Genomic DNA, 24024 nt, shown 5'->3' with positions numbered 1-24024 from the left:
GTAACACGAGATAGTCCTGAGGAGGACCACAGTGGCGAAGGCAAAGTTCGAGCGGACCAAGCCGCACGTCAACATCGGCACCATCGGTCACATTGACCACGGCAAGACGACGCTGACGGCTGCGATTTCCAAGGTTCTGCACGACAAGTACCCCGACCTGAACCCCCAGTTCGCGTTCGAGGACATCGACAAGGCTCCCGAGGAGCGCCAGCGCGGTATCACGATCTCGATCGCGCACATCGAGTACCAGACGGAGGGTCGTCACTACGCCCACGTCGACTGCCCGGGCCACGCTGACTACGTGAAGAACATGATCACGGGTGCGGCTCAGATGGACGGCGCGATCCTCGTGGTCGCCGCCACCGACGGCCCCATGCCGCAGACGAAGGAGCACGTCCTCCTGGCCCGCCAGGTCGGCGTCCCCTACATCGTCGTGGCGCTCAACAAGGCCGACATGGTCGACGACGAGGAGATCCTCGAGCTCGTCGAGATGGAGGTCCGTGAGCTCCTGTCGCAGTACGAGTTCCCGGGCGACGACCTTCCGGTCGTGCAGGTCTCGGCGCTCAAGGCGCTCGAGGGCGACGAGAAGTGGGGCCAGTCGGTCCTCGACCTCATGGACGCCGTCGACAACTCCATCCCCGAGCCGGAGCGCGACGTCGACAAGCCGTTCCTCATGCCCGTCGAGGACGTCTTCACGATCACCGGTCGTGGCACCGTCGTCACCGGTCGTATCGAGCGCGGCATCCTCAAGGTCAACGAGGAGATCGAGATCGTCGGCATCCACACCGGTCCGCCGGCCAAGACGACCGTCACGGGCGTCGAGATGTTCCGCAAGCTCCTCGACGAGGGTCGCGCCGGTGAGAACGTCGGTCTGCTCCTTCGTGGCACCAAGCGCGAGGACGTCGAGCGCGGGCAGGTCATCTGCAAGCCGGGCTCGATCACCCCGCACACGGACTTCGAGGCTCAGGTCTACATCCTCTCGAAGGACGAGGGCGGCCGTCACACGCCGTTCTACGACAACTACCGTCCGCAGTTCTACTTCCGTACCACGGACGTGACGGGTGTCGTGCACCTCCCCGAGGGCACCGAGATGGTCATGCCCGGCGACAACACCGACATGACGGTCGAGCTCATCCAGCCGATCGCCATGGAGGACGGCCTCAAGTTCGCCATCCGTGAGGGTGGCCGCACGGTCGGCGCCGGTCGCGTCACCAAGATCATCAAGTGATCTGACGCAGCACCTGCTTCACCTGCAGTTCCGGTAGGGCCCGTTCCGCTTCGGCGGGGCGGGCCCTTCCGCGTACCCGGCGATGGTGCTGCGTTCCCGGTCGCGTGGCCGTCGCGGGGCGCTCGAGGCGACTCGCGGCGTGGAGCGTCGTCGGCCGCTACCAGCGTCCGTGCCGCTTGCGTTTGTCGTCGGCCGCCGCCGATGCCGCTCCTCGCCCCGAACGCCCCGCTCCTCGGTTCCGTATGCCGTGTGGGCACCCTCGGCGCGCACGCTCCCTCTCACTCCGGTCAGGGTCTCGCGGCTGTGGTGTAGCGGACCTGCTGGGTGAGGTGGAGCCGGCCGTCGTCGCCGCGGTCCGGCTCGAGGGCCGATTCGATGCGGGTGAGGACGGCGGGCAGCTCGCGGTCGGGAACGGCGGCCCACAGCTGCCGCAGCCCGAGCGTCATCGTCCAGGCACGCCAGGCCTCGGCGTCGGGGAGAATGACCTCGAGCGGCTCGTCGTGGCTGTCGACCTCGGTGGCGCCGGCCGCCTCGAGGAGGGCTGCCGTGGCGTCGGTGGTCGCGAAGGGTCCCGAGCGCCCCGTGGTTCGCGCGTCGAGGACCTGGGGCGGATACGCCATGAGCGCGGCCTCGGCGGCGGCCCAGGCCGCGTCGGTGGGCCCGAACGTCGACAGGCCGATGCGCCCGCCGGCGCGCAGCAGACGCACCCAGCCCGCCAGCGTCTCGGCCGGCTGGGGGTCGAAGAAGAGCACGAGCGACGCGGTGACGACGTCGAAGGTGTCGGCCGGCAGGGTGTCGGGCGACGCCTCGCCGACGACGGCCTCGACCCGCGCGCCGCGTCCTTCGGCCTCGGCGCGGAGGTGCTCGAGCATGGCAGGGGAGAGGTCGACCGCGGTCACGTGTCCGGTGGGGCCGACGGCGTCGACGAGCGGGAAGGTCGCGGCTCCGCGACCCGCGCCGACGTCGAGGGCGCGGTCCCCGGGCCGTGGCGCGGTCAGCTCGACGAGCCGGGCGCCGATGGGCCCGAACCACGGCACGCCGCTCCGGTCGTAGCCCGGAGCGAGGTGGTCGAAGAGGGCGGCGACGCCGGCGCGGCGTTCGGAGGGGTCCATGGCCCGATGGTCCTCCTCGCGGGAGCCGGCCGACAGGGTGCGGGGCCTCCGATCCGGCGGCTACTGGCCGAGGGCGACGAGGACGACCGTGTCGGAGTCGGCCGCGAGGTAGGCCTTGGCGCGGAAGGATCCCTGGGCGAAGAGCGCGTCGAGCGAGGTCGAGCGGAGCAGCTGCCCCGACGGCACGGCGGAGCGGACGCCGTCCTCGACATCGGGTGCCTCGGTGGTGGGCGCCGGTGAGGCTGCGCGAAGGGTGGCCGCGGTCTCGGGAGTGACCTCGACGACGGCGTCGATCCAGTACGTCGAGGGTCCCGGCGCGTCACCGCCGAGGGTTCCCGACATCCACGTCGCGGAAACCGGCGTGCCGAGCGCGCTGAAGCGCTTGGTCAGCGGCTCGAGGTCGGTGCGCACGTCGCCGGTGCCGGTCTTGTTCGCGCTGCTCACGGTGCTCCTCGTGCGGTCGTCGGTCGGGGCGGGGTCGGTGCTGCACCCCGCGCTCACGGTGAGGGTCAGGGCGGCCGCGAGAGCGGCCAGGGTGGGACGGGTCCTCATCGGCTGCTCCCTCGTTCGTCGGCTCGGTCCTCCCGACCCAGGCCGGGGGTGCGCTCGACATCCCCCGGTCCCACGTCGATGCCCGGCGGCGGAGAGCCGACCGGCCACGTGATCGTACGTGTGACGTCGCCGCTCGACGGGAAGGGCTTGGCCCAGCCGATCTCGGTGAAGCGCCCGTTCTCGTTGTCACCGGCGCCGCTCGCGATGTCGGACTGGTCCGGGTTGAAGTTGTAGTAGTCCTCGGCGTGGACGGTGACCTGCATCGAGACCTGGCCGTTCTCGACGGTGACGTCGGCGCTGCTCCACTGCTGGTAGCCGCCGATCGTCTTCTGCCAGTTCTCGGTGGTCGGGTAGGCGGTCGCCGGATGGGCGTCCCCGGTCATGCTGAAGTGCGAGTTGCCGTTGCGGACCATCTCGTCGACGGCCGCGGCGGTGCGGGCCACCTCGGTGTTGACGTTGGCCGCGATCGACGGGTCCTCCCTGTAGCCCTCCTCGTAGTCGAACCGCACCGGCTCGCCGTCGTTGTCCCAGTAGTGGGCGTACATCGCCGTCGCGTCGTCGAGGTCCGACTTGACGATGCGGCTGCCCTCGAGCTTCGCCATCCACTCGAGCTTCGCGATGTGGTCGTGCCAGTTCGAGTCCTTGGAGTCGTACTCGAACCCCTCGTCCCACTCGATGTCGGGCTTGGTCGGCTCACCGAAGTCGTAGCCGTCGACGGGACCACCCGTGCCCGTCGTGGCAGGTGGCGGAGGAGCGGACGGGGTGGGCGCGGGTCCGGGCGACGGTGACGGAGTGGGGCCGAACGACATCAAGACTCCGCCGCCGAAGGGGCCTCCACCTGCGTTGCCGGCGGATCCGCTTGTCCCACCGGCGTTCCCGCTGGCGCCGCGCTGCTTGGCGGCGTTCTCGCGCAGCTTCGCGCCCAGCCCGTGCAGGGCGCGTTCCAGTGCGTCGATGCTGGGGGCGGACGACCGCCAGTCTCCACGGAAGGAGTCGAAGTCCCTTCCGCCACAAGCGGTTCCGAGCGCGCCGAACGCGTGGTCGACGGCGGTGCGGGCCGCCCGGCACTCGCCGGCGAAGCGGTCGAGCTCGCCGGCGCTGCGATCGAGGGCATCCGGATCGGCGCCCTTCCTGTACACGACCACGGCTGATGCCCTCCCCGAGCTGTCGGCGTCCGTGGCGGCCGGGGGTGGCCGCTCCCCAAACCCTAGGCAGGGCGGGCCGGCTCGGCCAATGGGGAGCGCTCCCCGTCGAGTCAGGAGGTCCGCGCCCGCCAGAACCACGGCGTCACGTGGGAGAGGAGCGAGGCGACCTCCCGTCGGACGAGGTCATCGTGCGGGACGGCGACCGGCTGACCGTGGCGCAGCACCTGCTCACCGAGGGCCACGTGCAGCGAGCGCAGCGTCCGCATCGTGTTGCTCGCCTCGGCGGGCACCGGACCCGGAGATCCCGCCGCGAACGTGGCGCGGACATGACCGAGCCACCCGACGGCCGTGGCCGCGTCGACGTCGTCGCGGGCGAGCACCAGGGCGATCGCGCAGGCGACCCGATCGTCCTCCTGGTCGCGCCACACGACGCTCGTCGGCGCCACGAGCCGACGGCCCAGGGCGTCGAGCAGGGCGGCGGGGTCGCCGACGCCGGCGGCGCCGCACGCCCCGAAGAAGTCGGCACCGTGGGCGACGGCGTGCACCCACCCGAGGACGGGGTCGTGCCCGCGGAGGTCCGGCTCGGCGACGTACCACCGGGTGACGTCCTCGACCCATCCCTGCTCGAAGTCGCCGGAGTCGACGAGTGCGGCGAGGACGAGCGGCGCGAAGGCGCGGGCCTCCACCCGGGCGTGGTCGAGCCGCTCGAGCATCTCCCGGGCGAGCCACGAGCGGTCGTCCGCGCCGAGGTCACGCCCGCGCACGAGGCGCGCCAGGGCGGCATACGCCCCGTCGTCCCGCACCGCGGGGTCGGGGGAGGCCAGGTCGGCGACGAGGGTCCGGAGCGCGGGAACGGGCATGCGGGCGATCCTGCCATCCGCCACGACGGCACGGCCGCGACGATCGTTGCCGCCGGTGCCCGGATGCCGTATGACTTGCCGCATGGTCTCGACAGGGGAGAGGGTGTCGGCGTGCTGCACGCGGCGTCCGGCAGGTGGCAGGGGATCCAGCCGTGGGAGTGGGAGCCGGTGGGCCGCGGCCCTGGGCGTCGTGCTGGCGCTCTCCGTGTCCGGGTGCGCCAAGGACGGTGGCTCCGCCTTCACCGTGCCGCGGGCGGGATCGCAGCCGGGTCCGTCCACCGCGGAGGTGACGTCCCCGGCACGGACCGACCCGACCGCGACCTCACCCTCGACCGCCACGTCGGCCGCGACCGTGGCCACGGCGACGCCGAACCCTGCTGCGCCGGTGGTCGTCGCGGGTCGCGTGACGGCCCGGAGGGCCGGCCTGTCCTTCGAGGTGCCGGACGGGTGGCAGGCCGTCGACCCGTCGGCGGCCACTCGAGCCGGCGCCTCCGTGCTGCCCGACTCGTTCCGGACGCTCGCCGAGCAGTCCGGGATGACCGCGGACGAGTTCATGAGGCGGATCGGCACCGCCATGGACGTCATGGTCATGGGCCGTCCGCGCCGCGGGTTCGCCGACAACGTGTCCGTCATCCCGACTCCCGGCACCCGGCTCCCCAGTCCGGCCGACCTGCGCTCCCAGCTCGAGCTGGCGGGGCTTCGGTCGACCGCGTCGACCGCACGACGACGGCGGTCGGCGAGGCCCTCGTCGCGAGGTCGCGGGTGCCCCTCGCGACGATGATCGTCGCGAGCCGTTCCCTCGCGGTCGAGCTGGACGGGCAGGTCACCTACATCACCGTCTCGGCCTCCGACTGGGACGCGGCCGACGCCATCGCCGACGGCATCCTGCGCACCCTCCGCCGCGTCTGACCGCCGTGCCGCCCTCCGGCCCGGCCCTGCCCGAGCGGCCGGTCGACCGGCGGATAGGGTCGGGAGCCATGGCGCACTCGTTCGACACCGACACCGAAGCCCAGGGCCTCATCGACTACGTCGACGCCTCACCGACGCCCTTCCACGCCTGCGAGCAGGCGGCGGCCCGGCTCGTCGCCGAGGGCTTCACCGAGGTCGTCGAGACCGAGCCGTGGCCCACCGAGCCGGGCCGGCACTACCTCGTGCGGGGCGGGTCGCTCATCGCCTGGGACACCACCGGTGCGCACGGGGCCGGGGCCGGTCCCGCCGCGGGCTTCCGCGTCGTCGGGGCGCACACCGACAGCCCGAACCTGCGCGTCAAGCCCAACCCCGACCACGCGCGCGCCGGCTGGCAGATGCTCGGCATCGAGCCCTACGGGGGCCTCATCCTCAGCTCGTGGCTCGACCGCGACCTCGGCCTCGCAGGCCGGGTCGCCGTGCGTGGCGCCGAGGGTGTCGAGTCGCGGACCTTCCACGGGCGAGACGCGCTGCTGCGCGTGGCACAGCTCGCCATCCACCTCGACCGCACCCAGAACGAGGCGCTCACCCTCAACAAGCAGGCCCACATGGAGCCGCTCTGGGGCGTCGGCGACGAGCCCGGCGACTTCGTCGGCTACCTCGCGGAGCAGGTCGGGGTCGACCGCGAGGACGTCCTGTCGTGGGACGTCATGACCCACCCGGTCCAGCCGTCCACCCGCCTCGGCCGGGCGCGTGAGCTCATCGCGGCCCCGCGCCTCGACAACCTCGCGACGTCGTATGCCGGGGTGCGGGCGCTGCTCGACGCCGTGGCCACCGAGCCCGCCCACGTGCCGGTCCTCGTGCTCTTCGACCACGAGGAGATCGGCAGCACGTCCGAGCGCGGCGCGACCTCGACGTTGCTGCCCTCGGTGCTCGAGCGCATCGTCACGGCGGGCGGCGGCACCCGCGACGACTACTGGCGGGCCCTCGCGGCGACCGTCATCGCGTCCGGCGACATGGGACACGCCACCCACCCGAACTACGCTGACCGCCACGAGCCGATGCACCAGATCCGTGTCAACGGCGGGCCCGTGCTCAAGGTCAACACCAACCTTCGCTACGCGACGGACTCGGTCGGTGCGGCGGCGTTCCGCCTCGCCTGCGAGCAGGCCGGCGTCCCCATGCAGACCTTCGTGACCCGCAGCGACCTGCCGTGCGGGTCGACGGTCGGGCCGGTGACGTCGTCCCTGACGGGCGCGACGACCGTCGACTTCGGGGCGGCGGCCCTGTCGATGCACAGCACGCGCGAGCTCATGGGAGCCGAGGACCCGGCGATGTATGCCGGAGCGCTGAGCGCGTTCCTCGCCCCTGCCTGAGCGCTCGGCGGGGGAGTCGCACCACGCTCCCGCCGGACGGTCGGTGGACACCGGGCGCGACGGCATACGTCCTCGGCCGAGGTGGCGCCGAGGTGGCTCCGGGCGGGCCTGCTGCTGCGGGGTGCGATGATCGAGGCGTGGAGACCACGCTCGTCGTGCCGGACCGGCCGACCCTCGTCTACGACGCCGACTGCGGGTTCTGCACGCGCAGTGTGCAGTTCATCGAGCGATGGGTCGACCGGCGCGACCGCTACGACGTGCGTCCCTGGCAGTCGATCGATCTCGCCGCCGTGGGACTCACCGTGCAGGACTGCGACGAGGCGGCCCAGTTCATCACCGCCGACGGCCGCATCCTGTCGGGCCACCGCGCCATCGCGAGCGCCGCGACCCACGGCGCCCCCGCCTGGCGACCGGCCGGTCACCTCCTCATGGCGCCGGGGGTCTCGTGGCTGGCCGCCCGGGCCTACCGCTGGGTGGCCGCGCACCGGCACCAGCTGCCGGGCGGCACCCCCGCGTGCGCCCGCCCCGGTGCCTGACGACGCGCCACGTGCGCTGCCCTGCGATGCCGGGCCGGCTCGATTTGATAGTGCGGTGCGGGCTCTGGCACACTGTTCAGGTTGCTTGACGCGCGTCGCTGACCCATGTCGGTGCCGCCGCCCCTTGAGAGCCTCCTGACGGGGACTCGCCCGGACTCCTCTCGGAGGCCCGAGGGAAGCGCAAGTTACCCGGTTCGGCCGGGCATTCCACACGAAAGTGGCACTCAGGTGCGCACCTTTCACCGCGAAGCGGGCGCGACACGCCCGACCTCGGGGGTCGGATGGCCAAGGGAACCGGTAGTCAGAAGCGAGAGAGAGACGTTCATCAGATGGCGGGACAGAAGATCCGCATCCGGCTGAAGTCGTACGACCACGAGGTCATCGACAACTCGGCCCGGAAGATCGTTGACACAGTGACGCGCGCCGGCGCGACCGTGGTGGGACCCGTCCCGCTGCCGACGGAGAAGAACGTCTTCGTCGTCATCCGGTCGCCGCACAAGTACAAGGACAGCCGCGAGCACTTCGAGATGCGCACGCACAAGCGCCTCATCGACATCATCGACCCGACGCCCAAGGCCGTCGACTCGCTGATGCGTCTCGACCTGCCGGCGGACGTCAACATCGAGATCAAGCTCTGAGGCGGTTGTAGAGATGACTGTTGCTCAGAAGAACGTCAAGGGCGTGCTCGGCGAGAAGCTCGGCATGACCCAGGTGTGGGACGCAGACAACAAGCTCGTCCCCGTGACCGTGGTCAAGGCCGGCCCCTGCGTCGTGACGCAGGTGCGTGCCGACGAGACCGACGGCTACTCCGCGGTCCAGATCGCCTTCGGTGCGATCGACCCGCGCAAGGTGAACAAGCCGATGAGCGGCCACTTCGAGAAGGCCGGCGTCACGCCGCGCCGTCACCTCGTCGAGCTCCGCACGGCGGACGCCGCCGACTACGAGCTCGGCCAGGAGATCACGGCCGAGTCCTTCGAGGCCGGCCAGCGCGTCGACGCGACGGGTACGACCAAGGGCAAGGGCTTCGCCGGTGTCATGAAGCGTCACGGCTTCCACGGCGTCAGCTCCTCGCACGGTGCGCACCGCAACCACCGCAAGCCGGGCTCCATCGGCGGCTGCTCGACCCCGGGCCGTGTCTTCAAGGGCATGCGCATGGCTGGTCGCATGGGTGGCGTTCGCCAGACGACCCAGAACCTCCAGATCCACGCCGTTGACGCCGAGAAGGGCCTCCTGCTCATCAAGGGTGCCGTTCCCGGTCCCCGCGGTGGCATCGTCCTGATCCGCACGGCTGCGAAGGGTGCATGATCCACATGGCCACGAAGACCCCCACGCTTCCCGCTGACATCTTCGACGTCCAGACCAACGTCCCGCTGATCCACCAGGTCGTGGTCGCTCAGCTCGCGGCCGCTCGTCAGGGCACGCACTCGACGAAGACCCGCGGCGAGGTCCGCGGCGGTGGGCGCAAGCCCTACCGCCAGAAGGGCACCGGTCGCGCCCGTCAGGGCTCGACCCGCGCCCCGCAGTTCGCCGGCGGTGGCGTCGTCCACGGCCCGCAGCCGCGTGACTACTCGCAGCGCACCCCCAAGAAGATGAAGGCGGCCGCCCTGCGCGGTGCCCTCTCCGACCGGGCCCGCTTCGACCGCATCCACGTCGTCGACTCCATCGTCTCGGGCGACCTGCCCTCGGCGAAGGACGCCGCCGCGCTGCTCGCCGGTCTGACCCAGCGCCCCAACCTGCTCGTCGTGCTCGAGCGCGGTGACGAGGTGGCGTTCAAGTCGGTCCGCAACCTGCAGAACGTCCACGTCCTGGTCGCCGACCAGCTCAACACGTACGACGTCCTGTGCGCCGACGACATCGTCTTCACCCAGGCCGCCCTCGACGCGTTCGTCGCCGGTCCCGTGAAGGCTGACAAGGCCGACAAGGAGGCCACCAAGTGAGCATCCACACCAAGGACCCCCGCGACATCCTGATCGCGCCGGTCGTCTCCGAGAAGTCGTACGGTCTGCTCGACGAGGGCAAGTACACCTTCATCGTCGACCCCCGTGCGAACAAGACGGAGATCAAGATCGCCATCGAGCAGATCTTCAACGTCAAGGTCGACAAGGTCCACACCCTGAACCGTCAGGGCAAGACCCGTCGCACCCGTTTCGGCCTCGGCAAGCGCAAGGACACCAAGCGTGCGATCGTCTCCCTCCGCGAGGGATCGATCGACATCTTCGGTGCGGGCGCCTGAGATCGACGAAGAATAAGGACACACGAACATGGGTATCCGTAAGTACAAGCCGACCACGCCGGGCCGTCGTGGCTCGTCGGTCGCCGACTTCGTCGAGATCACGCGTTCCACCCCGGAGAAGTCGCTCGTCCGCCCCCTGTCGAAGACGGGTGGCCGCAACAACGCGGGCCGCATCACCACGCGTCACATCGGTGGCGGCCACAAGCGTGCCTACCGCGTCATCGACTTCCGTCGCCACGACAAGGACGGCGTGCCGGCCAAGGTCGCTCACATCGAGTACGACCCCAACCGCACCGCGCGCATCGCGCTCGTCCAGTACTCCGACGGCGAGAAGCGCTACATCCTGGCTCCGAACAAGCTGAAGCAGGGCGACCCGATCGAGAACGGCCCCGCGGCCGACATCAAGCCGGGCAACTCGCTTCCGCTGCGCAACATCCCGGTGGGTACGGTCGTCCACGCGATCGAGCTCAAGCCCGGTGGTGGCGCGAAGATCGCCCGCTCCGCGGGTGCTCGCGTGCAGCTCGTCGCCAAGGACGGCCCCTACGCCCAGCTGCGTATGCCGTCCGGTGAGATCCGCAACGTCGACGCGCGCTGCCGCGCGACCGTCGGCGAGGTGGGCAACGCCGAGCAGAGCAACATCAACTGGGGCAAGGCCGGCCGCATGCGCTGGAAGGGCAAGCGCCCGACCGTCCGTGGTGTCGCCATGAACCCGGTCGACCACCCGCACGGTGGTGGTGAGGGCAAGACGTCCGGTGGACGTCACCCCGTCAGCCCGTGGGGTCAGGCCGAGGGCCGGACCCGCAAGGGACACAAGGAAAGCGACAAGCTGATCGTTCGTCGCCGCCGTACTGGCAAGAAGCGCTGATAAGGAGCCTTTGGAATGCCTCGTAGCCTGAAGAAGGGCCCCTTCATCGACGACCACCTTCAGAAGAAGGTGGACGCCCAGAACGAAGCGGGCACCAAGAACGTCATCAAGACCTGGTCGCGTCGTTCGGTCATCAGCCCGGACATGCTGAGCCACACCTTCGCCGTCCACGACGGCCGCAAGCACGTCCCGGTGTTCGTCACCGAGTCGATGGTCGGCCACAAGCTCGGCGAGTTCGCACCGACCCGCACGTTCAAGGGTCACGTGAAGGACGACAAGAAGGGTCGTCGTCGCTGATGGCCACCGAATCCAAGGAAGAAGTCATGGAAGCCAAGGCTTCGGCGCGGCACGTCCGTGTCAGCCCGCAGAAGGCTCGCCGTGTCGTGGACCTAATCCGCGGCAAGGCCGCCACCGACGCCGTCACGGTGCTCACCTTCGCCCCGCAGTCGGCCTCCGAGCCGGTCAAGAAGGTGCTCGAGAGCGCCATCGCCAACGCCCGGGTCAAGGCTGACCGTGAGTCGGTCGCCTTCGACGAGCGCAACCTCGTCATCACGGCCGCGTTCGTCGACGAGGGCCCGACGATGAAGCGATTCCGGCCGCGCGCCCAGGGCCGCGCCGGTCGCATCAACAAGCGGACGAGCCACATCACCGTGGTCGTCACGCAGCCGGAGAACACGAAGGGAGCCCGCTGATGGGTCAGAAGGTCAACCCGCACGGCTTCCGTCTGGGCATCACCACCGACCACAAGAGCCGCTGGTTCGCAGACTCGACGAAGTCGGGTCAGCGCTACCGCGACTACGTCAAGGAAGATGTCTCGATCCGTCGCCTGATGGAGAAGGGCATGGAGCGCGCCGGCATCGCATCGGTCGAGATCGAGCGCACCCGTGACCGCGTCCGCGTGGACATCCACACCGCCCGCCCCGGCATCGTCATCGGTCGCCGCGGCGCCGAGGCCGACCGCATCCGCGGCGAGCTCGAGAAGCTCACGGGCAAGCAGGTCCAGCTCAACATCCTCGAGGTCAAGAACCCCGAGATCGTGTCGCAGCTGGTCGCCCAGGGCATCGCCGAGCAGCTCTCGGCCCGTGTCGCGTTCCGTCGCGCCATGCGCAAGGGCATGCAGTCCGCCCAGCGCGCCGGTGCCAAGGGCATCCGCGTGCAGGTCTCCGGCCGCCTCAACGGCGCCGAGATGAGCCGCACCGAGTTCTACCGCGAGGGCCGCGTCCCGCTGCACACCCTGCGTGCGCAGATCGACTACGGCTTCTACGAGGCCCGCACCACGTTCGGCCGCATCGGCGTCAAGGTGTGGATCTACAAGGGCGACATGACGGCCAAGGAGCTCGCTGCCCAGCAGGCCGCCGCTCCGCGCCCGTCGCGTGGTCCGCGTCGTGACGGCGGTGACCGTCCGAACCGCGCCCGTCGTGGTGACCGCAACGAGACCGCCGCTGCTCCGGCAGTGAACGAGACCGCTGCTGCCGAGGCCCCCGCCGCGGCCAGCACCGAGAATGAGCAGGCCTGACCATGTTGATTCCCCGTCGAGTCAAGCACCGCAAGCAGCACCACCCGAACCGCCACGGTGCGGCGAAGGGTGGCACGACGATCGCCTTCGGTGACTACGGCATCCAGGCTCTCGAGCCGGCCTACGTGACCAACCGTCAGATCGAGTCCGCTCGTATCGCGATGACCCGCTACATGAAGCGTGGCGGCAAGGTGTGGATCAACATCTACCCCGACCGTCCGCTCACCAAGAAGCCCGCCGAGACCCGCATGGGTTCCGGTAAGGGTTCGCCGGAGTGGTGGATCGCCAACGTCAAGCCGGGTCGCGTCATGTTCGAGATCTCGGGCGTGGCGGAGCCGGTGGCGCGTGAGGCCATGCGTCTCGCGATGCACAAGCTCCCCATGAAGTGCCGCTTCGTTCAGCGTGAGGGTGGTGACATCTGATGGCAGTCGGAACCAAGGACCTGGCTCCCGAGCAGCTGCGTGGTCTGGACGACACGAAGCTGGCGGACGAGCTGAAGAAGGCCAAGGAAGAACTGTTCAACCTGCGTTTCCAGTCGGCCACCGGCCAGCTGGACAACCACGGCCGTCTGCGCGCCGTCAAGAAGGACATCGCGCGCATCTACACCGAGATGCGTGAGCGCGAGCTCGGCATCGGCTCGGCCCCCGCCGCCCCCAAGGCGCCGGAGAAGGCCGAGAAGGTCGAGAAGAAGGCTGCCAAGGCCGACAAGAAGGCCGACAAGGCTGACAAGCCCGAGAAGGCTGACAAGGCCGAGAAGAAGGCCAAGAAGGCTGACAAGGCGCAGGAGGCTGACGCATGAGCGAGCAGGAGAAGGTCGTGAGCGACCAGGCGAGTGAGCGCAACTACCGCAAGACCCGTCAGGGCTACGTGGTGAGCGACAAGATGGACAAGACCGTCGTCGTCGAGGTCGAGGACCGCGTCAAGCACGCGCTCTACAGCAAGGTCATCCGCCGCACCAGCAAGGTCAAGGCGCACGACGAGCAGAACGAGGCCGGCGTGGGCGACCGCGTGCTCATCATGGAGACGCGTCCGCTCTCCGCGACGAAGCACTGGCGCATTGTCGAGATCCTCGAGAAGGCCAAGTAAGCCACCCCCCATTTCCGTTCGGCAAGGCTCATCCGGGCAACCGGTGAGAACCAGCACGACGACAGGAGTTAGACAGTGATTCAGCAGGAGTCGCGGCTGCGCGTCGCCGACAACACCGGTGCCAAGGAAATCCTTTGCATCCGTGTTCTCGGCGGCTCGGGCCGTCGCTACGCCGGCATCGGCGACACCATCGTCGCCACCGTCAAGGACGCGATCCCTGGCGGCAACGTGAAGAAGGGTGACGTCGTCAAGGCCGTCATCGTCCGCACCGTCAAGGAGCGTCGCCGCGCCGACGGTTCCTACATCAAGTTCGACGAGAACGCTGCGGTGATCCTCAAGGCCGACGGTGACCCTCGTGGTACCCGCATCTTCGGCCCGGTGGGCCGCGAGCTGCGCGAGAAGAAGTTCATGAAGATCATCTCGCTCGCGCCGGAGGTGCTGTGAACATGGCGAAGACCACCATCACCAAGATGAAGATCAAGAAGGGTGACCTCGTCCAGGTCATCTCCGGCCGCAGCCAGAAGAACGGCGGCGACCGGGGCAAGCAGGGCAAGGTCATCGCTGTCTACCCCGAGACCCAGCGTGTGCTGGTCGAGGGCATCAACCGCGTCACCAAGCACGTCAAGGCCGGCGCGACCGCCCGTGGCACGCGCACCGGTGGCCTGACGCACACCGAGGCCGCGATCCACGTGAGCAACGTGGCGATCGTCGACCCCGAGTCGAAGAAGCCGACCCGCGTCAAGACGCGTGTCGAGACCGTCGAGCGCAATGGCCGTCAGAAGGCGTCCCGCGTCCGTGTCGCGGTCAAGTCGGACAAGGACCTCTGAGAATGACTGACACCAGCACCAAGCCGCGCCTTCAGCAGCGCTACCAGGACGAGATCAAGAGCTCGATGCTCGAGCAGTTCGGCTACGCCAACGTCATGCAGGTTCCCGGCGTCGTCAAGGTCGTCGTCAACATGGGTGTCGGCGACGCGGCCAAGGACAGCAAGCTCATCGAGGGTGCCGTCCGTGACCTCACCGCCATCACCGGTCAGAAGCCGATCGTGACGAAGGCTCGCAAGTCGATCGCCCAGTTCAAGCTGCGTGAGGGCATGCCCATCGGCGCCCACACGACGCTTCGCGGTGACCGCATGTGGGAGTTCCTCGACCGTCTCGTGACGATCGCCCTCCCGCGCATCCGTGACTTCCGCGGCCTCTCGCCGAAGCAGTTCGACGGCAACGGCAACTACACGTTCGGCCTGACCGAGCAGTCGATGTTCCACGAGATCGACCAGGACCGGATCGACCGCGTGCGAGGCATGGACATCACCGTGGTCACCACGGCGACCAACGATGACGAGGGTCGCGCGCTGCTCAAGCAGCTCGGCTTCCCCTTCAAGGAGAACTGACATGGCCAAGACCGCGCTCGTTAACAAGGCGAACCGGAAGCCGAAGTTCAAGGTCCGCGCGTACACCCGTTGCCAGAAGTGCGGTCGCCCGCACTCGGTGTACCGCAAGTTCGGCCTCTGCCGCATCTGCCTTCGCGAGATGGCTCACGCGGGCGAGCTGCCGGGCGTGACCAAGAGCTCCTGGTAATCGGCTCCCCGAGCCCAGAGCAACCCCAAGACCAACACACCTCTGACACCGTAGGTCGGCCACACGACGGCCCAGCCGTCGCCGGGCAGATAGCCCCGGTCGAAACCCCGGTGAGGAAGGGCGGAGAGCCCACATGACCATGACTGACCCGATTGCGGACATGCTGACCCGCGTCCGGAACGCCAACTCGGCGCACCACGACGTCGTCTCCATGCCGTACTCGAAGCTGAAGAAGAACATCGCCGAGATCCTCCAGAGCGAGGGCTACATCGCCTCGTGGAAGATCGAGGAGGCCGAGGTCGGCCAGACGCTGACCATCGACCTCAAGTACGGCCCGAACCGCGAGCGCTCCATCGCCGGCGTGCGTCGCGTGAGCAAGCCCGGTCTGCGCGTCTACGCCAAGTCGACGAACCTGCCCAAGGTTCTCGGTGGCCTCGGCGTCGCGATCCTGTCGACGTCGAACGGTCTGCTGACCGACCGCCAGGCACACGAGAAGGGCGTGGGTGGGGAAGTCCTCGCCTACGTCTGGTAAGGAGACACTGACATGTCGCGAATCGGACGACTTCCGGTCTCCATCCCCTCGGGTGTGGACGTCAAGGTCGAGGGCCAGGACGTCATCGTCAAGGGCCCCAAGGGTGAGCTCTCCCTGACTGTCGTGCAGCCGATCACGGTCGAGCTGGGCGAGGGCAACCTCGAGGTCAAGCGCCCCAACGACGAGCGCGACTCGCGCTCGCGCCACGGCCTGACCCGGTCGCTCATCAACAACATGGTCCTCGGTGTCACCGAGGGCTACGAGAAGAAGATGGAGATCCACGGCACGGGTTACCGTGTCGCCGCGAAGGGCTCGGACCTCGAGTTCTCGCTCGGATACTCGCACCCGATCCTCATCCAGGCTCCCGCCGGCATCAGCTTCGCCGTCGAGAACCCGACCCGCTTCTCGGTGCAGGGCATCGACAAGCAGCTCGTCGGTGAGGTCGCGGCGAACATCCGCAAGCTGCGCAAGCCCGACCCGTACAAGGGCAAGGGCGTTCGCTACGCGGGCGAGCAGATCCGTCGCAAGGTTGGAAAGGCCGGTAAGTAAGCCATGGCAATGATCATCAAGCGCGGTAAGTCCAAGGCTGCCGCCCGCATCCGTCGCCAGGTTCGCGGTCGCAAGAAGATTGCCGGCACCGCGGCCCGTCCCCGCCTCGTCGTGTCGCGCTCGAGCCGTCACCTCTTCGTCCAGGTCGTCGACGACACCGTCGGCAAGACCGTGGCCTCGGCCTCGACGATGGAGGCCGACCTGCGCTCCTTCGACGGTGACAAGACCGCCAAGGCCAAGAAGGTCGGCGAGCTCGTGGCCGCCCGTGCCAAGGACGCCGGTGTCGAGGCCGTCGTGTTCGACCGTGGTGGCAACAAGTACCACGGCCGTGTCGCGGCGATCGCCGAGGGCGCCCGCGAAGGCGGTCTGACCCTGTGAGCAACTTCGTGAACGCAATTGTTGAGATGAGGAACATCTGATGCCCGGACAGCAGCGTCGAGGCACCGGCCCCGCCGGTGGCGGCGAGCGCACCGAGCGCGGAGACCGCCGTGACAACCGCGGCGGCCGCGACAACCGCGACAGCCGTGACGACAAGAACCAGTACGTCGAGCGCGTCGTGACCATCAACCGTGTCGCCAAGGTCGTCAAGGGTGGTCGTCGCTTCAGCTTCACCGCCCTCGTCGTCGTCGGTGACGGTGACGGCACGGTGGGTGTCGGCTACGGCAAGGCCAAGGAAGTTCCCGCGGCCATCGCCAAGGGTGTCGAGGAGGCCAAGAAGAACTTCTTCAAGGTCCCGCGCATCCAGGGCACCATCCCGCACCCCGTCCAGGGTGAGGCCGCCGCAGGTGTCGTCATGCTCCGCCCCGCCGCCCCCGGTACCGGTGTCATCGCCGGTGGCCCGGTGCGTGCGGTGCTCGAGTGCGCCGGCGTCCACGACGTCCTCAGCAAGTCGCTGGGCTCCGACAACGCCATCAACATCGTGCACGCCACGGCCCAGGCCCTGCGCGAGCTCGAGCGCCCCGAGTCGGTCGCTGCCCGTCGTGGCAAGACCCTCGAGGAGGTCGCTCCGGCGGCCATGCTCAAGGCCCGTGCCGCCGGTATGGCCGAGGCCCAGGCTGCGAAGGCTGGTGCGTGATGGCTCGTCTCAAGGTGACCCAGACCCGTTCCGAGATCGGTGGCAAGCAGAACCAGCGTGACACGCTGCGCAGCCTCGGTCTGAAGCGCATTGGCGACGTCGTCGTCAAGGAGGACCGTCCCGAGATCCGCGGGATGGTCAAGACGGTCACGCACCTCGTGTCCGTCGAGGAGGTTGACTGACCATGGCCGACAACGCCAAGAAGTCGGGCGAGTCCGCCCTCAAGGTCCACCACCTGCGTCCGGCCCCCGGAGCCAAGACCGCCAAGACCCGCGTCGGTCGTGGTGAGGGCTCCAAGGGCAAGACCGCCGGTCGTGGTACCAAGGGCACGAAGGCCCGTTACCAGGTCCCGGAGCGTTTCGAGGGCGGCTCGATGCCGATGCACATGCGCCTCCCGAAGCTCCGCGGATTCAAGAACCCGTTCCGCACGGAGTACCAGGTCGTTAACCTGGACCGCCTGCAGCTGCTCTTCCCGGAGGGTGGTCAGGTGTCCGTCGCCGACCTCGTCGCCAAGGGTGCCGTCCGTGACGGCTTCCCGGTGAAGGTGCTCGGCACGGGCGAGATCTCCGTCAAGGTCGAGGTCGAGGCACACAAGTTCTCGGCGTCCGCCAAGGAGAAGATCGAGGCCGCCGGCGGCACGGTCACGGCCCTCGCCGGCTGAGACCAGGCTCGAGTGACCACCACACATCTCGTGTGAGCAGCGCCCCGGGCGCCCGACCCGCGAGCCGACGTGACGTCGGCCACCGCGGTGGGGAGCCCGGGGCGTTGCGCCTTTGCGTTAACCTTCCACGGATTGCATGACTTACGCCGCGCCACCGCGCGGCCCCCCAGGAGGACCCAGTGCTCGCCGCCTTCGCCCGCGCGTTCCGTACCCCGGACCTGCGCAAGAAGCTGCTCTTCACGCTCGGCATCATCGTGCTGTTCCGGCTCGGATCGCACGTGCCGACGCCGGGCATCAGCTACAGCCTCGTGCAGAACTGCCTGGAGGCCAGCAAGGGTCAGAGCGGCGACCAGAGCGGCTTCCTGAACCTGGCCAACCTCTTCAGCGGCGGTGCGCTGCTGCAGCTGTCGGTGTTCGCGCTCGGGATCATGCCGTACATCACGGCCAGCATCATCATCCAGCTGCTCACGGTCGTCATCCCGCGCTTCGAGGCGCTCAAGGAAGAGGGCCAGTCGGGGCAGAGCAAGCTGACGCAGTACACCCGATACCTGACGATCGGTCTCGCGATCCTCCAGTCGGCGACCCTCGTCACCTTCGCGCGCAACCCGTCCAGCCTCTTCGGCGGCTCCTGCGACACGATCATGACCGACCAGTCGATGGTCACGATTCTCATCATGGTCCTGACGATGACGGCCGGCACCGGCCTCATCATGTGGTTCGGCGAGCTCATCACCGACAAGGGCGTCGGCAACGGCATGTCCCTGATGATCTTCACCTCGATCGCCGCCGGCTTCCCCGCCTCGCTCTGGGCCATCAAGGAGAACAAGGGCTGGGGCACCTTCCTCGGCATCCTCATCCTCGGTGTCTTCGTCATCGCCGCGGTGGTCTTCGTCGAGCAGTCCCAGCGCCGCATCCCGGTGCAGTACGCCAAGCGGATGGTCGGACGCCGGATGTACGGCGGCACGTCCACGTACATCCCGCTCAAGGTCAACATGGCGGGCGTCATCCCGGTCATCTTCGCCAGCTCCCTGCTCGCCCTCCCGGGCCTCATCGCGCAGTTCAACACCCGCGCCGACGGCAACAACCCGGGCTGGGTCTCGTGGGTCCAGGAGAACCTCGTCAAGGGCGACCACCCCTTCTACATGGCGACCTACGTCGCGCTCATCCTCTTCTTCACGTTCTTCTACGTGTCCATCACGTTCAACCCGACCGAGGTCGCGGACAACATGAAGAAGTACGGCGGCTTCATCCCGGGTATCCGGGCCGGGCGACCCACGGCCGAGTACCTCAACTACGTCCTGACCCGAATCACCGTGCCGGGTGCCATCTACCTCGCCATCGTCTCGCTCATCCCGCTCGTGGCCCTCGTCCTCGTCGGCGCCAACCAGAACTTCCCGTTCGGTGGCACGTCGATCCTCATCGTCGTCGGTGTGGGCCTGGAGACGGTGAAGCAGATCGAGGCGCAGCTGCAGCAGCGTCACTACGAAGGGTTCCTCCGTTAATGCGACTGATCATCCTCGGCCCGCCCGGCGCCGGTAAGGGCACGCAGGCCGCCCGGATCGCCGAGCGCCTGGGCATCCCGGCCATCTCGACCGGCGACATCTTCCGCGCCAACATCAAGGACCAGACCCCGCTCGGCGTCAAGGTCCACGAGATCATCACGTCGGGTGGCTACGTCTCCGACGACATCACCAACGAGATCGTCGAGGACCGGCTCACCTGGGACGACGCCACCCACGGCTTCCTCCTCGACGGCTACCCGCGCACCGCGGGCCAGGTCGACGCGCTCGACGAGATGCTGGCGCGGCACGGCCACGCGCTCGACGCGGTCCTCGAGCTCGAGGTCGACGAGGACGCCATCGTCGAGCGTCTGCTCAAGCGCGCCGAGACCGAGGGTCGCGCCGACGACACCGAGGACGTCATCCGCGAGCGCCAGGCGATCTACCGCAAGGAGACCGCGCCCCTCGCGGAGCACTACGAGGTCGCCGGACTGCTCGTCAAGGTCGACGGCATGGGTGCTGTCGACGACGTCACCGACCGTGTCATCGCGGCCCTGCCGCAGCACGCCTGAGCACACCGCAGCGACGTCGCCGTCAGGGCGTCGTCCTGGTGTCGTCACCGAGAAGGACCACCGATGTTCGGACGCCGGAACCGGCTCCAGGGCCGCACCGACGAGCAGCTCCGCCTCATGCGTGAGGCGGGCCTGCTCGTCGGGCGCACGCTCGAGCTGCTCGCCAGCGAGCTGCGTCCGGGTCTGACGACGCTCGAGCTGGACCGTCTCGCGGAGGAGTTCATCCGCAGCAACGGCGGCATCCCCAACTTCCAGCTCGTCCCGGGCTACAGCCACACGCTGTGCACGAGCGTCAACGACGAGGTCGTCCACGGCATCCCGGGCCCGCGCGTCCTCGAGGCCGGCGACATCGTCTCGGTCGACTGCGGCGCCGAGGTCAAGGGCTGGAACGGCGACGCGGCCTTCACCGCGGTCGTCGGCGGGCGCGAGGCGGGTCGCCCCGAGGACCTCGCCCTCATCGACGCCACCGAGGCCAGCCTCTACGCCGGGATCGCCGCGATGCAGGTCGGCGGTCGTCTCTATGCCGTCGGTGACGCCGTCGAGGCGAGCATCGAGGCCGCCGCCGAGCGCGACGGTCGCACCTACGGCGTCATCGACGAGTACGTCGGCCACGGCATCGGCACCCAGATGCACATGGACCCCCAGATCCCGAACTACGCGGTGCGCGAGACGGGACCCAAGCTCGTCGACGGCTTCACCGGCGCCATCGAGCCGATGGTCACCCTCGGCGGCATCGACACCAAGGTGCTCGCCGACGACTGGACCGTCGTGACGGTCGACGGCACCCGGGCCGCGCACTGGGAGCACTCGGTCGCCGTCCGCGAGGACGGCCTGTGGATCCTCACGGCCGTCGACGGTGGCCAGGCTGCGCTCGCGGCTGCCGGGGCGGCATACGCCCCCCTCGACGTCACCGCCTGACCGCGCGCGACTCGGGGCCGTCACCGGCCCACCCGCGGCCTGCGGACGCGTAGCCTCACGCTCGTGAGCCTTCCCCGCAGCACCCCGTCGGCGCAGGGCGTCGACGCCGCCGGCATCCATGCGTTCGTCGACGCCGCCGAGCGTGACAACCTCGGGCTGCACAGCCTCATGGTCGTGCGTCACGGACACGTCGTCGCGGAGGGCTGGTGGAGGCCGTATGCCGCGAGCCGCGTCCATCTCGCGTACTCCCTCTCGAAGACGGTGACGGCCACGGCCGTCGGCTTCCTCGTCCAGGAGGGCCGCCTGTCGCTCGACGACCGCGTCCTCGACCACTTCCCCGAGCTCGACCGCGCCCTGGTGGCCGACGGCTGGGAGGACGTGCGGATCGCCCACTGTCTGTCGATGACCGTGGGGCACGAGGAGGACGCCTGGGCACACGTCTTCGACCGGCTGGGCGGCAGCGAGGGCGGCGACGGGGACGACTGGGTCCCGCGCGTCTTCGCGACCCGGCCGACCCGGCGCCCGGGAACGGTCTTCGCGTACAACCAGGTGGCGACCTATCTGCTCGCCGTCATCGTGCGGCGTGTCGCCGGGGTCGGCGTGGCCGAGATGCTGCGCCCGCGGCTGCTCGCGCCCCTGGGTCTGCCCGACATCCCCTGGCACCGCGACCCGCTCGGGCGCGAGCTCGGGTTCACCGGGTCGCACCTGACCACCGAGGCCATCGCCTCCATCGCCCAGCTCTACCTCGACCGCGGCCGGTGGGAGGGGCGGCAGCTGCTGTCCGAGGCGTGGGTCGCCGAGGCGACTCGCGGCTTCGGGCCGGTCAGCGAGGACCCCGGCGCCGACGAGGACTGGCGCCGCGGCTACGGCTACTCGTTCTGGATGCAGCGCCACGGCTTCCGCGGCGACGGTGCCTACGGCCAGTTCCTCATCGTCCTGCCCGAGCACGGCACGGTCGTGGCGATCACCGCGGAGCAGTCGCGCATGCAGTCCACCCTCGACGGGCTGTGGGCCCACGTCGTGCCGGCCATCGGCGGGAGCGGTTCCGCTGACGCCGACCGCGCCCTGGCCGAGCGGCTCGCCGGTCTCGAGATCCCCGCCATGTCCGGCGACGCTCTCGGGCCGGAGTACGCCGAGTTCAACCGGTCCGACGGCTCGGACCTGTCGAAGGACTACACCGCGGTCTCCGTGACCCGCGACGGGCCCGACGTCGTGCTCGGACTCAGTCGGCGGGGTGAGTGGCTGCGCGTGCCGGTGGGCCGTGGTCTGTGGCGCGAGGGCGAGCTGGTGGCCGGGGGAGCGACCCTGCCCGTCGTCTCGAGCGGCGGCTGGGTCGACGAGGACACCTTCCGCGCCGAGGTCGTCGTGATCGAGACGCCCCACCGCTTCCGCATCGAGGCCCGTCTCCGCAGCGCCGACGCCGACCTGACGTGGCGGATGGTGCCGCTCACCGGCTACGACCCGCTGTGGCTGGCGACGCGCTGGTCGTACGCCTGAGGCGGGGCCGTCCTGTCGTGGGCCGGTCGGGCGTCCTGGCCCCTCGTGGGACCGGTGGCGGTCGCCGGCCGCCGCGACGCGGGGCGCGGACGGACCCTGGACGGGAGCCTGACGGCTGTCGGTGCCCGGGTGGACAATCAGAGGTGCTGCGTCAGGCAGCGGAAGGGGGGCCACCGTGGCCGGCGAGGACAGCACCACCGACGTGACCGGACGCGACGCGACAGGAGAGGTGACGGCCCCGGCCACCGCCCGCGTGGCGCCGCTGGGCGGGGTGCCCGACGGGCACAACCCGTGGCCGGCCCTCTGGGCGATGGTCATCGGCTTCTTCATGATCCTCGTCGACTCGACCATCGTGTCGGTGGCGACGCCCGCGATCCTCAGGGGACTGGACACCGACGTCAACAGCGTCATCTGGGTCACGAGCGCCTACCTGCTCGCCTACGCCACGCCGCTGCTCATCACGGGCCGGCTCGGCGACCGCTACGGACCGAAGAACCTCTACCTCGTGGGGCTGACGGTCTTCACCCTCGCCTCGCTGTGGTGCGGGCTCACCGGCACCATCACCGGGCTCATCGTCGCCCGCGTCGTGCAGGGACTCGGCGCCTCGATGCTGACGCCCCAGACGATGGCCGTCATCACCCGCACGTTCCCGGCGGCCTCCCGTGGTCAGGCCATGGCGCTGTGGGGCGCCACGGCAGGCGTGGCGATCCTCGTCGGTCCCGTCGTCGGTGGACTGCTCGTGGACGGTCCCGGATGGGAGTGGATCTTCTTCATCAACGTGCCCGTCGGCGTCGTCGCGTTCGCGCTCGCCGCCCGTCTCGTGCCGCGGCTCGAGACGCACAGCCACAGCTTCGACTGGATCGGCGTCGCGCTGTCGGCGGTCGGGATGTTCCTCGTCGTGTTCGGCGTCCAGGAGGGCGAGACCTACGACTGGGGCACCATCTCCGGGTTCGTCTCCGTGCCGCTCATCATCGGCGTCGGCCTGCTCGTGCTCGGCGTCTTCATCTGGTGGCAGGCGCACAACACCCGCGAGCCGCTGTTGCCCCTGCGGCTCTTCGACGACCGCAACTTCTCGCTCGCCAACGTCGCGATCACCACCATCGGGTTCTCCATCACGGCGATGGCCTTCCCCCTCATGCTCTACGCCCAGGCGGTGCGTGGGATGTCGCCGACCGCCTCGGCGCTCCTGCTCGCGCCGATGGCCGTCATCTCGGGCGGACTCGCTCCCGTCTCCGGCCGGCTCGCCGACCGGGTCCACCCGCGCGGCATCACCGCGGCCGGGATCGGCCTCACGGCACTGTCACTGCTCTGGCTTGCCCTCGTCATGCACCCGGAGACCGAGACGTGGGTGCTGCTCCTGCCCATGGCTCTCATGGGCGTCGGCAACGCCTTCATGTGGGGTCCGCTCGGCGCGACCGCCACCCGCAACCTGCCGCTGTCGTCGGCCGGTGCCGGGTCGGGCGTCTACAACACGACCCGCCAGGTCGGCGCCGTCCTCGGCAGCGCGGCCATCGCGGCCCTCATCGAGGCCCGCCTCGCCGCCGACCTGCCCGGCGTCTCCGGACAGCTCAGCGGGCTGCAGGGGTCGGGGGCGACGATGCCGGCGCAGGTCGCGAGCGGCTTTGCCGATGCGATGGCCGAGTCGATGCTGCTGCCCGCTGCGGCCCTGCTCATCGGCGTCGTCGCCGTGCTCTTCTTCGAGCGGCCCGCGAGCCACGCGCACTGAGGG

The 24024-nt window shown here is 69.5% G+C and carries 35 protein-coding genes; 31 read left to right on the top strand and 4 right to left on the bottom strand.

Annotated elements, in window-relative coordinates; genetic code table 11:
• Positions 1–31: 31 nt before the first annotated feature.
• Positions 32–1228: an elongation factor Tu gene (gene tuf, locus H283_RS0109320; protein ID WP_020143252.1), complete on the top strand. Its 1197-nt coding sequence runs from the start codon at positions 32–34 to the stop codon at positions 1226–1228.
• 287 nt (positions 1229–1515) lie between these two features.
• Here the strand turns inward: tuf and H283_RS0109315 are convergent, their stop codons facing one another.
• The 4 genes from H283_RS0109315 to H283_RS27625 form a co-directional block, all read right to left on the bottom strand.
• Positions 1516–2340 (bottom strand): class I SAM-dependent methyltransferase, encoded by an 825-nt coding sequence (locus H283_RS0109315; RefSeq protein ID WP_020143251.1) that lies wholly within the window; start codon positions 2338–2340, stop codon positions 1516–1518.
• 60 nt (positions 2341–2400) lie between these two features.
• A complete protein-coding gene (locus tag H283_RS0109310; protein WP_020143250.1) occupies positions 2401–2892 on the bottom strand; it encodes a hypothetical protein in 492 nt (163 codons plus the stop codon).
• Entirely contained in the window at positions 2889–4037 is a 1149-nt protein-coding gene (locus tag H283_RS26570) for a WXG100 family type VII secretion target (protein ID WP_051103573.1), read from the bottom strand. Before H283_RS26570 ends, H283_RS0109310 begins: the two co-directional genes overlap by 4 nt.
• Positions 4038–4147: 110 nt before the next feature.
• Positions 4148–4897 (bottom strand): DUF2785 domain-containing protein, encoded by a 750-nt coding sequence (locus H283_RS27625; RefSeq protein WP_020143249.1) that lies wholly within the window; start codon positions 4895–4897, stop codon positions 4148–4150.
• 190 nt (positions 4898–5087) lie between these two features.
• Between H283_RS27625 and H283_RS27620 the strand changes: the two genes are divergently transcribed.
• The 30 genes from H283_RS27620 to H283_RS0109150 all read left to right on the top strand — a co-directional run bounded on the left by H283_RS27620 (position 5088) and on the right by H283_RS0109150 (position 24021).
• Positions 5088–5678, top strand: coding sequence for a hypothetical protein (locus H283_RS27620; RefSeq protein ID WP_020143248.1), 591 nt, complete (start codon positions 5088–5090; stop codon positions 5676–5678).
• Positions 5660–5806: a hypothetical protein gene (locus H283_RS27615; protein ID WP_020143247.1), complete on the top strand. Its 147-nt coding sequence runs from the start codon at positions 5660–5662 to the stop codon at positions 5804–5806. Before H283_RS27620 ends, H283_RS27615 begins: the two co-directional genes overlap by 19 nt.
• 68 nt (positions 5807–5874) lie before the next feature.
• On the top strand, positions 5875–7179 hold the full coding sequence (locus H283_RS0109285) for a M18 family aminopeptidase (protein ID WP_020143246.1): 1305 nt from the start codon (positions 5875–5877) through the stop codon (positions 7177–7179).
• A 137-nt stretch (positions 7180–7316) separates the two neighbouring features.
• Complete coding sequence (locus H283_RS0109280) at positions 7317–7715, top strand: thiol-disulfide oxidoreductase DCC family protein (protein ID WP_020143245.1); 399 nt, start codon at positions 7317–7319, stop codon at positions 7713–7715.
• Positions 7716–8044: 329 nt separating this feature from the next.
• Positions 8045–8353 (top strand): 30S ribosomal protein S10, encoded by a 309-nt coding sequence (gene rpsJ, locus H283_RS0109275; protein ID WP_009775966.1) that lies wholly within the window; start codon positions 8045–8047, stop codon positions 8351–8353.
• Between the two features lie 13 nt (positions 8354–8366).
• Positions 8367–9020: a 50S ribosomal protein L3 gene (rplC, locus tag H283_RS0109270; RefSeq protein WP_028785453.1), complete on the top strand. Its 654-nt coding sequence runs from the start codon at positions 8367–8369 to the stop codon at positions 9018–9020.
• Entirely contained in the window at positions 9017–9652 is a 636-nt protein-coding gene (gene rplD / locus H283_RS0109265) for a 50S ribosomal protein L4 (protein ID WP_020143243.1), read from the top strand. Before rplC ends, rplD begins: the two co-directional genes overlap by 4 nt.
• Positions 9649–9948 (top strand): 50S ribosomal protein L23, encoded by a 300-nt coding sequence (gene rplW / locus H283_RS0109260; RefSeq protein ID WP_020143242.1) that lies wholly within the window; start codon positions 9649–9651, stop codon positions 9946–9948. The genes rplD and rplW overlap by 4 nt, the downstream gene beginning before the upstream one ends.
• Positions 9949–9976: 28 nt before the next feature.
• Positions 9977–10813, top strand: a complete 837-nt coding sequence (gene rplB / locus H283_RS0109255; RefSeq protein ID WP_020143241.1) for a 50S ribosomal protein L2 — start codon at positions 9977–9979, stop codon at positions 10811–10813.
• A 15-nt stretch (positions 10814–10828) separates the two neighbouring features.
• Positions 10829–11110 carry a 30S ribosomal protein S19 gene (rpsS, locus tag H283_RS0109250; protein ID WP_020143240.1) on the top strand — a complete coding sequence of 94 codons (282 nt, stop codon included), beginning with the start codon at positions 10829–10831 and terminating at the stop codon, positions 11108–11110.
• Positions 11111–11136: 26 nt separating this feature from the next.
• The gene (gene rplV, locus H283_RS0109245) at positions 11137–11505 is read left to right on the top strand and encodes a 50S ribosomal protein L22 (RefSeq protein ID WP_020143239.1); all 369 of its coding nucleotides are present in this window, start codon (positions 11137–11139) and stop codon (positions 11503–11505) included.
• On the top strand, positions 11505–12329 hold the full coding sequence (rpsC, locus tag H283_RS0109240) for a 30S ribosomal protein S3 (protein WP_020143238.1): 825 nt from the start codon (positions 11505–11507) through the stop codon (positions 12327–12329). The genes rplV and rpsC overlap by 1 nt, the downstream gene beginning before the upstream one ends.
• A 2-nt stretch (positions 12330–12331) precedes the next feature.
• Positions 12332–12751: a 50S ribosomal protein L16 gene (gene rplP, locus H283_RS0109235; RefSeq protein ID WP_020143237.1), complete on the top strand. Its 420-nt coding sequence runs from the start codon at positions 12332–12334 to the stop codon at positions 12749–12751.
• A complete protein-coding gene (gene rpmC / locus H283_RS0109230) occupies positions 12751–13128 on the top strand; it encodes a 50S ribosomal protein L29 (RefSeq protein WP_020143236.1) in 378 nt (125 codons plus the stop codon). Before rplP ends, rpmC begins: the two co-directional genes overlap by 1 nt.
• A complete protein-coding gene (gene rpsQ, locus H283_RS0109225) occupies positions 13125–13415 on the top strand; it encodes a 30S ribosomal protein S17 (protein ID WP_020143235.1) in 291 nt (96 codons plus the stop codon). Before rpmC ends, rpsQ begins: the two co-directional genes overlap by 4 nt.
• Positions 13416–13490: 75 nt before the next feature.
• Positions 13491–13859: a 50S ribosomal protein L14 gene (gene rplN / locus H283_RS0109220; protein WP_020143234.1), complete on the top strand. Its 369-nt coding sequence runs from the start codon at positions 13491–13493 to the stop codon at positions 13857–13859.
• A 2-nt stretch (positions 13860–13861) separates the two neighbouring features.
• Positions 13862–14242 carry a 50S ribosomal protein L24 gene (rplX, locus tag H283_RS0109215; protein WP_034771676.1) on the top strand — a complete coding sequence of 127 codons (381 nt, stop codon included), beginning with the start codon at positions 13862–13864 and terminating at the stop codon, positions 14240–14242.
• A 2-nt stretch (positions 14243–14244) separates the two neighbouring features.
• Positions 14245–14805, top strand: coding sequence for a 50S ribosomal protein L5 (rplE, locus tag H283_RS0109210; RefSeq protein WP_020143232.1), 561 nt, complete (start codon positions 14245–14247; stop codon positions 14803–14805).
• 1 nt (position 14806) lies between these two features.
• Positions 14807–14992 (top strand): type Z 30S ribosomal protein S14, encoded by a 186-nt coding sequence (locus H283_RS0109205; protein WP_020143231.1) that lies wholly within the window; start codon positions 14807–14809, stop codon positions 14990–14992.
• Between the two features lie 133 nt (positions 14993–15125).
• Complete coding sequence (gene rpsH / locus H283_RS0109200) at positions 15126–15524, top strand: 30S ribosomal protein S8 (RefSeq protein WP_020143230.1); 399 nt, start codon at positions 15126–15128, stop codon at positions 15522–15524.
• A 12-nt stretch (positions 15525–15536) separates the two neighbouring features.
• On the top strand, positions 15537–16073 hold the full coding sequence (gene rplF / locus H283_RS0109195; protein ID WP_028785452.1) for a 50S ribosomal protein L6: 537 nt from the start codon (positions 15537–15539) through the stop codon (positions 16071–16073).
• A gap of 3 nt (positions 16074–16076) precedes the next feature.
• Positions 16077–16451 (top strand): 50S ribosomal protein L18, encoded by a 375-nt coding sequence (gene rplR, locus H283_RS0109190; protein ID WP_020143228.1) that lies wholly within the window; start codon positions 16077–16079, stop codon positions 16449–16451.
• A gap of 40 nt (positions 16452–16491) precedes the next feature.
• A complete protein-coding gene (gene rpsE, locus H283_RS0109185; protein WP_020143227.1) occupies positions 16492–17148 on the top strand; it encodes a 30S ribosomal protein S5 in 657 nt (218 codons plus the stop codon).
• Complete coding sequence (gene rpmD / locus H283_RS0109180) at positions 17148–17330, top strand: 50S ribosomal protein L30 (RefSeq protein ID WP_020143226.1); 183 nt, start codon at positions 17148–17150, stop codon at positions 17328–17330. Before rpsE ends, rpmD begins: the two co-directional genes overlap by 1 nt.
• 2 nt (positions 17331–17332) lie before the next feature.
• Positions 17333–17809, top strand: coding sequence for a 50S ribosomal protein L15 (rplO, locus tag H283_RS0109175; protein WP_020143225.1), 477 nt, complete (start codon positions 17333–17335; stop codon positions 17807–17809).
• A 179-nt stretch (positions 17810–17988) separates the two neighbouring features.
• Entirely contained in the window at positions 17989–19311 is a 1323-nt protein-coding gene (gene secY / locus H283_RS0109170; RefSeq protein WP_020143224.1) for a preprotein translocase subunit SecY, read from the top strand.
• The gene (locus tag H283_RS0109165; RefSeq protein WP_020143223.1) at positions 19311–19880 is read left to right on the top strand and encodes an adenylate kinase; all 570 of its coding nucleotides are present in this window, start codon (positions 19311–19313) and stop codon (positions 19878–19880) included. Before secY ends, H283_RS0109165 begins: the two co-directional genes overlap by 1 nt.
• 63 nt (positions 19881–19943) lie before the next feature.
• Positions 19944–20798 carry a type I methionyl aminopeptidase gene (gene map, locus H283_RS0109160; protein ID WP_020143222.1) on the top strand — a complete coding sequence of 285 codons (855 nt, stop codon included), beginning with the start codon at positions 19944–19946 and terminating at the stop codon, positions 20796–20798.
• A gap of 63 nt (positions 20799–20861) precedes the next feature.
• Positions 20862–22295, top strand: a complete 1434-nt coding sequence (locus tag H283_RS24545; RefSeq protein WP_020143221.1) for a serine hydrolase domain-containing protein — start codon at positions 20862–20864, stop codon at positions 22293–22295.
• A 310-nt stretch (positions 22296–22605) separates the two neighbouring features.
• A complete protein-coding gene (locus H283_RS0109150) occupies positions 22606–24021 on the top strand; it encodes a DHA2 family efflux MFS transporter permease subunit (RefSeq protein WP_081633831.1) in 1416 nt (471 codons plus the stop codon).
• The last annotated feature ends 3 nt before the right edge of the window (positions 24022–24024 follow it).

It is taken from the genome of Terracoccus sp. 273MFTsu3.1 (genome assembly GCF_000383675.1).
GTDB lineage: Bacteria > Actinomycetota > Actinomycetes > Actinomycetales > Dermatophilaceae > Terrabacter.
Note: the sequence above shows the minus strand (reverse complement) of the source record. Positions and strands in the feature narration are given on the sequence as shown.